Source organism: Lysinibacillus sp. A4, assembly GCF_024919535.1.
In the GTDB taxonomy this organism is placed as follows: domain Bacteria; phylum Bacillota; class Bacilli; order Bacillales_A; family Planococcaceae; genus Lysinibacillus; species Lysinibacillus capsici.
In genome coordinates, this window is record NZ_JANWTB010000023.1 from 1 (window position 1) to 11,208 (window position 11,208).

An 11,208-nucleotide genomic window follows, 5' to 3' on the forward strand; every position below is an offset into this window, starting at 1 on the left:
ATTCATTTCCATCATATCGAAAAAATTGCAGAAACATTGGAGATAGAAGATATTCGAGACATCATTAATCTCATAGACACAGAAGATTAAAAAAATTGGGTATAACCTTTTGTTAAAACCACGTTCACTCTGCTTGGTTAACTTAGGACAAGAGTGCCTTATTGTTTATCGCCACGAGCTTTGGCAGTATCATTTGTTTTTTATTATTTCCTACTCTTACTACCCTTGCCATGTAAAAAGTCATCTCGCATACTTCTCACGCTTTTTATTGTTTAGTAATACTCATGATGGCACTGCCTTCATGATATTTGATTCTGAGCAGGGCATAGTTTTATCTTATCAATACTATTAGTCATTGCATATTATGAGTTGTTATCCTCAATCCTTCTTGTTGCAACTGTAATAAAAAACCTTGAAAGATGGTTAGCCAATCAAGGTTCAATTTCCTTATATTTCATAATACTTTATTTCAATGCTTGTTCTAATATATTCTTCTCATGTTCTAACATACCACTTAACATCCTTCTCTGAACTACCAGATTTATTGGTACTCATCTGAACGAGCGAGTCACTTTCTTTCTTCGCTCCCATCTTCATACCATTCGCACTTGCTGTCGCAAGCTGAGGTTTATTTCCGTTTAACATATCTCCAAGCTTATCCATGCCAGTCTGTATCTTTTGCTTTATCTGTGCCATCGAGGCAAAAACAGGCCAATCATGGGCTATCTGACCATAATCGACCTGTCCAATATAACAGCATAGCGTTATTTAAGGTATGAAATTTAAGCATTTATGTGCATACAAACGAAATGACGAAACTTTTATATGAGTATTCCATGGATTATATTCGTTATTGTTTCATTCGGCATTGTATAGCCCCACTTATTAAATTAATGTAGTTTTAATTTGGTTTAATAGAAGTACAACTTTAGATTCCTCCATAGGATATGAGCCAAGGTACTGATCTGTTAAATTATCTAGAAAATCAATGAAGTCTGTATTTGATACTATTTCATATTTAATCTCATCAACTGCTGGTGGTTCAACTTCAAATTTCACACCATTATCTCCAAAATACCCTTCTTCCCACGATTCATATTCAGATGGAAATGCACAACTGATAAACTCTGAGATACCATATCCTATGGAGTTTGAAAAATCCTCAAGAGCATTTACAAATTTATCTTCATCAAGATAGAGGAAATATAGTTCCATTGCAGTTAATTCATCAAAATTCTTATTTATTTTCATTGTTTATCTCCTTTAGTCTAGTTTTGGATAGAAGTTTGTAATAGTACCATTTGCATCCATATACCCTTCAAATTTCAATCCATTCGGATTAATACCAGTTATCTTTCTTCCGACAATACTACCAGCATCAATTCCTTGTTGCATTGCGTCTTTACCCCATTCGATTATGGTTGCATCCGATATTTTGGATGGATCATACACTGTTTTTGGATTCTTGAAGTGCTTATACTCCCCAGTTAGATTACCCTTATTATCAAGTTTAGGTATCTTGTAATTAATTTGTATGATTCCATCAATTGTAGGATGGGGTGTTACTTTATGGATAAAATCTTTATCATCTAACTTCTCAACATTTCTAAAATAATTGTAGAACTCATCCATATTGTGACCACCTGTAATACCTTTAGAAGCATCACGATTAAAACCTTGTACATTTATTAAGTGGTTATCATAATCTGATTTGAAAACTAGATTACCCGTACCCTTATTCTCATCAGGCTTTTTATTCGAGCCATTTTGTGGTGGTTGGGAATTAGATGGCTTCGGACTTGGAGTTGTTGTGTTTCTTCCAACTGTTCCTGTATCCTCTATGCGTCTGACGTTTACACCTGCTCCTGCTAACTCCATCTCTGGTGGTCGCAGCTGACGCAGCTGTTGTTTTACTTCGTCTACTCTGGCTTGGATCTGGGTTTTTACATTTGAGACTTGCTTGTTGACTTTTTCTTTTACATTGCCTAAAAGACCTTTATTCGCTTTTTGAGCACTTTCACTGATACCCTTCGCTGCCTTCGCACCTTTATTGACCCATTTACCAGCTGTTGCTGCATTGCCAAGGATCTCCCTTAGAGAATTGTCTCGATTAACAGATATACGTCATGCCGCTTTAAGTGAGCTAGCCAACCAAAAAAGGCAAAACATTCATTTCCATCATATCGAAAAAATTGCAGAAACATTGGAGATAGAAGATATTCGAGACATCATTAATCTCATAGACACAGAAGATTAAAAAAAGTCGCCTCCGTTGTTAGAAGAAGCGACTTTTTTTATCGTCATTATTAATAAAATTGTGTACAACCTTTTGTTCAAACCCCGTTCCCTCTACATGGTTAGCGTAGAGCAAGAGTACCTTGTTGTACTTCTTATTGTTTATCGCCACGAGCATTGGCAGTATCATTTGTTTTTTATTATTTCCTACTCTTACTACCATCGCCATGTAAAAAGTCATCTCGCATACTTCTCACGCTGTTATTGTTTAGTAATACTTATGAAGGCAGTGCCTTCATGATATTTGATTCTGGACATGGCATGGCTTCATTTTATCAACAAATTCTAATTTCTCTTTAAAGTTATTTAAATTTTTCTAAACCATAATACGGGTTAGAGATATTCTCACCTACTTCATCTATTGTTTGCTGTATTTCATCTAGGATTGATTTATCTATATCCTTATACTGTTCCAGTGATTCTTTTATTTTATTAAAGCAAATTTCTAGACCGAGATTTACTACAATAGAAAGAATAATATCTACTTCATCATAGGAATCTGTATTCCATAATCTAGAGAGAGTTCTATCAATATCATTTCGTATATCACTTCTTAATAACTCGTATGTCATAACTTGCCTGTCTGTTAGTTGACTAAGGATTAATAAAAAACCATCTTTTTCTATTTTATTATTTCTAAATTGATCTAATGCATTTTGAAACATTGATATTAGTGTTCCAGTTGGTATTCTATCAGGTAGATTCTCAATTTCATTTATATCCAAATTTTATTTCCCTTCTATTGAAATATGAACCTCATTTAAATATTGTTTTTTTGTCCCTGTTCCGTTTGATTTTTAACTATGAGTATAGTCGTACATTATACATAACCGTTACAATCTAAAGGTGTTTTTATTATGTCTTCTACCATTCGTTTACTTCTCAATGATATTTTAACTAAAAAACAAATGAGCTGTCGGCAACTGGCCAAGCAAACCTCATTTCTTCCTAATACCGTCAATCATTTATATACACAACCTATACAACGTCTGCATATAAGACCCTTTCAGCTTTGTGCTACACATTACAAGTCTCTATTCAAGACCTACTTGTATTGGAGATAAACGATTAACTCACTCGAAGAACAATTGAACCCGTGCATCTGTCGGTATCACCACTATATTTTCCAAACCCAGTTTGTATATCACACTCAACATCAAAACTCACAAATTCTACTCTGCTTGCCCGATTCCCTATCATCTCTAGTATCTCTTTAAAATTTGAGTAATGCTATGGCCTTGTTTCAATCCTTAGGGTATGTATGTGACCTTCTATTTCTCTATAGTTTTTAAAATACATATGAACATATACATCGTTACTTTTCCGCATGTGTAATTCATAGCTATATGTTCCGCTATAAATCTTGATTTTCATTTTATATTTCTTCACCCCCAACATATAAACACGTAAAAATGCTGAATGTGGTACATCCTTATAATCTATAACGAACTTATCTATCGAAACCTTTATTTCCATCGTATTTTCTTCTCCTTGTATGCTAGTACTTGTATAAAATTTAACACTTAGTACACTAATTAAATAATCATCATCTTCTCTATCTATGAATATAGAAATACGAAAAAGCACTTGTCGCCTGTTATAGACAATCAAGTGCTTTAAGTTTATAAATTTTCTAAGTTTATTAATATATTTGAAAGTTTTATAAGTAATTTTATATCGACAGTATGACATCTTTTATACTACTTGGCAAGTGTAACGTTTAAACCCTTTAGCATGTTTAATCTCGTGTGTTGTTACTAATACCATCCATAAGTGGCCCTTGTAAGCCTATTCTCGCTCTTATTGCTTTATTGTTAAAATAGGACTCCTTGATGGTCTAGCCTTCATGAGTTATTAATTCAAATTCAAGGAATCTTTAACCGTAAACAAGTTATAAATGACTCTGTCATATTATACCTTGTATTTATCGCCACGAGCATTGGCAGTATCATTTGTTTGTTACTATTTCCTGGTCTTACTACCCTCACTGTGTAAAATGTCATATTGCTTACTTCTCACGCTTTTTATTGTTTAGTAATACTCATACTGCCTTCATGATATCATAATTTTAAACACCGCATTGTTTATTACCTCAACTAATTCTAATTTTTCCTTACTATAAAATTTTATTAACATCCTTAGATTTCTTTTTAAATCTTTCGATGTCTAATAAAATTTGTTTTGTATTTTCAGAACCTACTTCCTCTTTAGTAGGTATTGATTCGAGTTCATTTATCATACTCATTAACTCAGCTTTAATATCTTCACGAAGATAATTTCTTTCAATACTCAAAAGTGCAATTCTTAAATATATAACTAATTTCTCAACCTTACTATTCACTATCCCCCTATAGTATTCTTCAAGAAGTTTTTCAGTTACTTGTGAAATAGATAAACCTTCATTTAAAAATTCATCAAAATCTTCTATGACATATTGATTAAGCTCTTCATAACTACTCAACATTGATTTTATACATTCCCTTCTAATCTTTAAATTCTCCCGAGTATACATTTAATTTGATATTCGGATATTCTTTTCTAAACTGCAAAATTATATCTGTACAACTTCCACAAGCAGGTAACTCCGTAAATAAATCAATTGTTCCCTTAACAGTCTTATCATCGCCTAATTGCCTTGATATATCTTCAAGGATTTTACGTTCAGTATCATTAGCTCTTAAGAACGCATTTGGTGCATCTGTTTCTCCTTTATGGTTAACTGACTTAGCTGGAAATTTACCTTCACCAATGACATATGAAAAACCACCTTCATATTCTTTATGAATTCTACTATGCGCTTTAAATTCTGACTTAAGTCCAGAAATATTAACATCCGCTACTGCAACGTTACCATATTTCTTATATTTTGATGGTAAATTATCACGGATAGCCTGGGTCCTTTCTTGATATTTATCTACTTTTTGTGTATATGAAAGATTACCCGTACCCTTAGTTGAACTCGACCCTTTCCCAGAACTTGCCTGTACCAAGGTATCAGTAGGCTTCTCTTTCCTCGTCGTCTGGGTAACTAGCTTCCCACCGCCTGCCAGTGCGAAATCATTTTGTCTATTGCCTTGTAAGGCACTTTGTAGATGGTCGAGCTGCTTGCGTCCATTTTGCTTCGCTTGGGCGATGGCTGTATTGACTTGTTTTTTGAATTCCTTCGCCTTGGCTGCCACTTTCGTTGTGAGCTGCTTGCCTTTCTCCGCTAGCTTCGTTACCGCTTTCGTTGTACTTGCTACGATAGCGCTGCCCTTCTCGCCCTTCGTGGCGATTTTTATCACCGCTTTTCCACCATGCTTCAGCCCTTTGACTGCGAGTCCTCCAATTACTGCAGCGGCAGAGATGGCTCGCTCTGCCTTGCTTAGCTTGCGACCTGTGATCGGGTCTTTGCCTGTGGCAGATTCATATAGGGCCTTGCCATTACTAACAACGGTGGAAGCAACTCTTTTCTAGATCCTCCTTATCTAACTCGTTGTCTAAATGTTTCGCCCTATACTCTCCAGTTATTTCTTTTAAAAATATAAATAAATTTTCATAGTCTAACATTACTTCTTCATTGCCAAAACAATCTCTTCCAATTCCCCTTTTTTATTTTGCTACTTTCGTTTCCAATTTCACAAATTCTGTGATAACTGCTCCACCAACCTCTTTCGTGTCTTTAAAACTAAACAAAAATAGTAAAAAACAGGTCTATCATGGAATTATCTAACCATAATCGACCTGTTTGTTGTAATGGAATACTGTTATTCAGATGAAAAATTCACGCATTTATATACGTACAAATAAACTGGCGAAGTCTTTATAGTTATATTAAATGAGCTATACATAATTAATGATTTCATTCTGCACTAAGTAATACTTATCACCTTAATTTTTTAAATGCTCTTCATGTATTACTTTTAACTCTCTTCCTTCACATAAATTGTTAAGAGCTTCATATATTCCACACCCAACTTTCCAAATATAGTAATCATCTAGTACTGCATATACCTCCCCTTGCTTAGACATATACAACACTGCATTATCTCTAAAGGCAGTACCAATGACAACCAAATCATTACCTATTATAACTTCATATCTTTTATAATGCCTTCTGTCTAAATCCCCCAGCCCTTCTTTCGGTTCTATCACAAAACTCTCCGATTTTCCGTCATTTTCATATATACATTTTAATTCACCAAATTGCTCAAGTGCTTCTTTTACACAATCGAAAACCACATACCCTTTATTTTCCAAATATTTCACCTGTGAATTAATATCTATTTTTCGGTTTGGGTTCCACCCCGATTGTTTTAATACTTTTTCTGTTTTTATTGATAGTCTTTCCATAATAAATACCTCACTTTTTACCAAATGGTATATCAACAATAAACTCCTCAAATGTCACACTACAATTCCTACACATCTCCTTATATTTACCATCCTTTGAAGAGATGGTGCTCAAGAGAATATCTTCAAGCTTTGCACCCTCCTTAAAAGCTTGATTTACTGCTTGAATTTCCGCACAGTTTTCTACTTCCCATCTCTCAAAACTATTTTTCCCTTCCTTTTCCATCGCTCTCTGTTTAGTTTTTTCCACCAATTTTTTAGTATCATCGAGTAAATCCGTTGCTGTCGGATTAAATCTAGGATTCCCTGTTCTTAAATCTGTGCCGACACCATTATAACCAATATAGGTTTTTCCAGCTTTCATATCAACAGCAGCAGTAATAACATGTGGAATATAGATTTCATTTGTATTTGGATCAATATATTTACCATTAATAAGTTCTGCTCGTTCTTGCTCAAGTTTTTTCCTTGCTACAGCTATAGCTTCTTCCGAATTTAATGCTCTAGCTGTATTATTTTTAGTACCCTTATTCTCATCAGGCTTTTTATTCGAGCCATTTTGTGGTGGTTGGGAATTAGATGGCTTCGGACTCGAGGAGGACGTATTTTTTCCAACCGATCCTGTATCCGAAATCCGTCCAACGTTCGCACCTGCCAACTCCATCTGCGGGGCTCCTAGCTGACGCAGCTGTTGTTTGACTTCGTCTACTCTGGCTTGGATCTGGGTTTTTACATTTGAGACTTGCTTGTTGACTTTTTCTTTTACATTGCCTAAAAGACCTTTATTCGCCTTTTGAGCACTTTCACTGATACCCTTCGCTGCCTTCGCACCTTTATTGACCCATTTACCAGCTGTTGCTGCATTGCCCACTACTGGAATCATAGCGCCAAAGGAGAGGGCCGCATTGACCTTGTCACCTCTTGCCGCATAAATAATACCATTTACGCCATCCGCTACTTCTCCTACAACGGGGACCATCCCGACTATATCTAAGCCCGTTTGGAGCGTATTTAACAGATTTTTAGGTTTTACAGCATTTTACACAGCTTTGGTCGTTGCTTGTGCAGCTTTTTTCATCGCTGGTAGTACTTGTTTTTTGACGACCTGCTTCGTCTGTTGGACAGCGGCCTTTACCTGTTGCTTGGCCTTCGAAACAGCGGCCTTTGTTTTTTTCACAACCTTTTTCGTGGTCAGAACAGCTTTTTTAATTGCCTTTTTCGCCCGTTTAACCAATTTACTCTTGGATAAACTATTTTTTAGCTTCCGTGCCTTGGTAAAGAATTTAAACTTTTCTTATACCCTTTTCAATTAATATAAGAATAGCCCTAAACCCTTGTGGGTTTAGGGCTAGAACTAACCTTTACTAATCAATGCTTTTAGAAATTTAACTTAGATAAGACACTTTTAATTCGTTCCGATAACTTTTCTTGTTCTTCTTCTGTAAGTTGTTCATCAGTTATATCAGCAATCCTAAACGATTCCAATTCAAGTTTTAGCTCGTTAATACCAAGTACATCCTTTATTTGATGATTATATATACTTTCCGCTAGTGTTGTGTAAATAATAAATTTTTCACTATTAGTATTTTTACAATCTCTATCAAATCGTTGTAATACATTTGAAATAATTGCTTCTAACCTTTCGCTTTCTTTTATAAAATCGTCAATGAATTTCTGAACTTCTTCGCTTAGTTCATTATAATACCAACAAACTATTGGGTAATAATTTAATGGCTTTTTTTTCAACTCTTGTAAAACATAATCTCTTCGATTTTTTAAACTGTTTAACTGTTCAATTGTTAAACTATTTTCTTGTTTAATTGCTTTGAAATCAAGTTCCTTTAGTGATTGTTCAATATAATTCATGAAAGAATGTGAAATCTTTTCATGAGTTAACGCTATTTCTGAAAATATTATACAAAACATTGCTTTATCTGTTTCACTTTTTTTGGCTAACATGTCATATTCATTAAATGTTCTTGCAATCGCCTCTCCTTTACTCATTTTTTCCCCAACTAAATCATTATAATCTTCTAAAATATATTCTTCATATTCTTCATAACTATAAACCATAAGAACCCTCCTGATTATTTTGGTAATATACTATTATCATTATTATGAATTACTTCAATTTTAATATTTGGATACTTCTCATCAAATTGTTGAATTATAAGATTACAACTATCACATGTATCTTTTTCTGTAAATAACCTTATTGTCCCTTTAACCTCATTATTATTTCCAATTTTCTCTGCTAAATCGTTTAAAATTTTATATTCAGTATCTCCATCTCTTAAAAAGCTTTGTCCTGCTTTATTAGGTGCTTCAGTAGCCTGAAATATTGGATTTTGTGGTTTAAAAGAAAATTTTTCTGTTCCAGGAATTTTTTTTGAGGCATCATGAATTCCACTGTGGGCATAGAAATCTTTTTTATCAATTCCGGAAACATCTACTTCTGCGTATGCAAAATTACCCTGTTCTTTATATTTCTTAGATAATTGCCCTCTCGCTGTTGCAACTTTTTCAATAATATGTTTGTCTATAACAGGATCGATTTGCTTAGTCGGAAATCTATCCATATTATTTGTATTATTTTTCAAATTATTCTTAGGGATACTAATAGAAGGACTGTATGAAAATCCACTAGTTGTTTTTGTACTTGACGCACCTTTAACCCCTAACATTGACGTGGCTACGCCAAAACTATCTAACCAATGTTCTTTCGATAACGGGTCTTTCGGATTCACCGCACCTTGGACCATCCCCGTGAAACCAAATGTTGCATAATTGAAAAAATCAGAAGGTGAATCGAGCATCTTATCTGCTCTACCTTTGGCTCCAGACCAAATACCATCTACTGCACCTAGAGTTAGATAATTTACAAAATCATATGGAGAATCGAGTGCTTTATCTGCTCTTTTGTCCAGACCACTTTTGAAATCTTTGCCGATTTCTTTGCAGCTATTAAGTGACTTGACAACTGGTTTTTTGATGTCCTTTATCACCGCTTTTGCAGCTGAATTCGTTTTGATGGCTAGTTCCTTCGTTGTTTGTTTTACTTCCTTTACCGCTTGCTTTGTCTGGTTATAAACGGCTTTCGTTTTGTTTACTGCTTGTTTATAGGTTTTCTTACCCGCTAGGACAGCTCTTTTTACTACTTTCTTAAATTGCTTCGCTATTTTACTTTTGCTTAGTTTATTATAGAGCTTCCGTGCCTTGGTAAAGAATTTACCCCACTTCTTCTTTTTCTTCTTGCGTTTTTTCTTTTTCTTCCTTTTATTGGACTTCCGTTGTTTTTTCTTCGTGGCGCTTTTCTTTTTAGAGGATTTCTTAGCGCTCTTTCCTTTCGCCCCTCCGCTCTTTATCGCTGCGCCGTACAAGAAGGTAATTCTCTGAGCTTCTATTATTGAAGTTGACAACAATGCAAAAATAAAAAGCTCATATCCACTATTAAAATGGATGTATGAGCTTTTTAAAAGAAGCTATTAAACTTATAATTCTTTAAATATTTATTTTGTCTAAACTAGGAGTATAAAAGCGTTAATTTAACAAATCAACTTAAATACTACTCTTTATCTAGAATTCCTGCAAAATTATGGATTATTATAAATATACTTTCTAAGGTACTCATACTCTTCGAATCTAAAATCAAAAGAAAAGGAGAACTATATACTACTCTCTTTAACTTCAAATCTCTTCATTCTCTCTATTAAATCTATATCTAGTTTATCTTTGTTATTGCTTACATATTTATACTCAAAATACTTAATTCTTGCTGCTGGGCCAAATTCACTTTTTTGCCAATTTATATAATCAAAATGGACATTTAATTTACCTTTATCATTAAGTAATAATGTCACTGAAAACCAAAGTTCTTGGTCGTTATTAATAAACACATCTTGAAGTTTAACAATTAGTTCAAATAACTTATGCAGCTCTTTATTATAAACCCTTTTATCTACACCATATATTCTTGGAATAAAATGTGAAAATAAGTAGTTCTCTTCATTATCTTTAGGTCTAAAAAAGAAAAAAACTCCTCCGTCCTTATCCTTAACTTCACCATTAAAATAGAAGTTACTCCATTCAACAGGTATGATATCGTTAACCTGCTGTGCTATTTCTTTATATATTTTATTCAATTCTATTTCAAAACTCATCTATTTCATCCACCTTTTTTATTTGCGATTTCACGAATTACTGGAAAGTCCCCTTCAATTTCGTATTCAACTATAAATGAATCTGGTCGCATTGAATTCCCCGAATACGTCGGATTAATTTGTACAGTAACTTTTTTCGGAGGTGTTTCTTTCAATGCATTTGCCCACTCAGTCTCCATATTGAACCATTCACCACCAGAACGGTTAATTTGGCTATTTTGTGGAACTAGGTTATCGATATCCTTTGGCCCTTTAAACTGTGCTCCTATTAAGTGTCCACCGTCGTCATCAGGTAATCTATCTTTTCCTCCCACAGTTCTCTGTGCGTATGCGTTTCGTTCTGCAGTGCCTAGAATAAGCGTTCCTTCACATTCAGTAATACGTCCATTGTTATCCGTACGGTAAGTATAACCATCTGGAG

Annotated in this window: 15 protein-coding genes and 1 pseudogene; 1 reads left to right on the top strand and 15 read right to left on the bottom strand. The window is 34.2% G+C overall.

Features of this window, described 5'->3' with window-relative positions; genetic code table 11:
- Positions 1–495: 495 nt before the first annotated feature.
- From NY607_RS23715 to NY607_RS23725, 3 genes are all read right to left on the bottom strand, one after another.
- Positions 496–663 (bottom strand): hypothetical protein, encoded by a 168-nt coding sequence (locus tag NY607_RS23715; protein WP_250783654.1) that lies wholly within the window; start codon positions 661–663, stop codon positions 496–498.
- Positions 664–885: 222 nt separating this feature from the next.
- Positions 886–1,251 (bottom strand): ribonuclease toxin immunity protein CdiI, encoded by a 366-nt coding sequence (cdiI, locus tag NY607_RS23720; RefSeq protein WP_131520625.1) that lies wholly within the window; start codon positions 1,249–1,251, stop codon positions 886–888.
- Positions 1,252–1,263: 12 nt separating this feature from the next.
- The gene (locus NY607_RS23725; protein WP_131520624.1) at positions 1,264–1,878 is read right to left on the bottom strand and encodes a CdiA family toxin C-terminal domain-containing protein; all 615 of its coding nucleotides are present in this window, start codon (positions 1,876–1,878) and stop codon (positions 1,264–1,266) included.
- Positions 1,879–2,050: 172 nt separating this feature from the next.
- Between NY607_RS23725 and NY607_RS23730 the strand changes: the two genes are divergently transcribed.
- Positions 2,051–2,257: a helix-turn-helix domain-containing protein gene (locus NY607_RS23730; protein ID WP_259420515.1), complete on the top strand. Its 207-nt coding sequence runs from the start codon at positions 2,051–2,053 to the stop codon at positions 2,255–2,257.
- Positions 2,258–2,275: 18 nt separating this feature from the next.
- Here NY607_RS23730 and NY607_RS23735 read toward each other — a convergent pair whose 3' ends face one another.
- From NY607_RS23735 to NY607_RS23790, 12 genes and pseudogenes are all read right to left on the bottom strand, one after another.
- Entirely contained in the window at positions 2,276–2,476 is a 201-nt protein-coding gene (locus tag NY607_RS23735; protein WP_259420517.1) for a hypothetical protein, read from the bottom strand.
- A gap of 121 nt (positions 2,477–2,597) precedes the next feature.
- A complete protein-coding gene (locus tag NY607_RS23740) occupies positions 2,598–3,020 on the bottom strand; it encodes a hypothetical protein (protein WP_259420519.1) in 423 nt (140 codons plus the stop codon).
- Between the two features lie 1,391 nt (positions 3,021–4,411).
- Positions 4,412–4,759 carry a hypothetical protein gene (locus tag NY607_RS23745; RefSeq protein ID WP_259420521.1) on the bottom strand — a complete coding sequence of 116 codons (348 nt, stop codon included), beginning with the start codon at positions 4,757–4,759 and terminating at the stop codon, positions 4,412–4,414.
- A gap of 19 nt (positions 4,760–4,778) precedes the next feature.
- The gene (locus tag NY607_RS23750) at positions 4,779–5,579 is read right to left on the bottom strand and encodes a deaminase domain-containing protein (protein WP_310794759.1); all 801 of its coding nucleotides are present in this window, start codon (positions 5,577–5,579) and stop codon (positions 4,779–4,781) included.
- Positions 5,562–5,717: pseudogene (locus NY607_RS23755) on the bottom strand (pre-toxin TG domain-containing protein); the annotation flags it as partial. The gene NY607_RS23750 and the pseudogene NY607_RS23755, both read right to left, overlap by 18 nt.
- A gap of 448 nt (positions 5,718–6,165) precedes the next feature.
- Positions 6,166–6,627, bottom strand: a complete 462-nt coding sequence (locus NY607_RS23760) for an SUKH-3 domain-containing protein (RefSeq protein ID WP_259420522.1) — start codon at positions 6,625–6,627, stop codon at positions 6,166–6,168.
- A 10-nt stretch (positions 6,628–6,637) separates the two neighbouring features.
- Positions 6,638–7,606, bottom strand: coding sequence for a hypothetical protein (locus NY607_RS23765; protein WP_259420524.1), 969 nt, complete (start codon positions 7,604–7,606; stop codon positions 6,638–6,640).
- 60 nt (positions 7,607–7,666) lie between these two features.
- Entirely contained in the window at positions 7,667–7,804 is a 138-nt protein-coding gene (locus NY607_RS23770) for a hypothetical protein (protein ID WP_259420526.1), read from the bottom strand.
- A 200-nt stretch (positions 7,805–8,004) separates the two neighbouring features.
- Positions 8,005–8,700 carry an Imm3 family immunity protein gene (locus NY607_RS23775; RefSeq protein ID WP_259420528.1) on the bottom strand — a complete coding sequence of 232 codons (696 nt, stop codon included), beginning with the start codon at positions 8,698–8,700 and terminating at the stop codon, positions 8,005–8,007.
- 14 nt (positions 8,701–8,714) lie between these two features.
- The gene (locus tag NY607_RS23780) at positions 8,715–10,007 is read right to left on the bottom strand and encodes a deaminase domain-containing protein (RefSeq protein WP_259420530.1); all 1,293 of its coding nucleotides are present in this window, start codon (positions 10,005–10,007) and stop codon (positions 8,715–8,717) included.
- A 285-nt stretch (positions 10,008–10,292) separates the two neighbouring features.
- The gene (locus NY607_RS23785) at positions 10,293–10,787 is read right to left on the bottom strand and encodes an antitoxin YezG family protein (protein ID WP_259420533.1); all 495 of its coding nucleotides are present in this window, start codon (positions 10,785–10,787) and stop codon (positions 10,293–10,295) included.
- Positions 10,788–10,792: 5 nt separating this feature from the next.
- Positions 10,793–11,208: DNA/RNA non-specific endonuclease (locus NY607_RS23790; RefSeq protein ID WP_259420534.1), on the bottom strand; the 416-nt coding region annotated here is incomplete at its 5' end.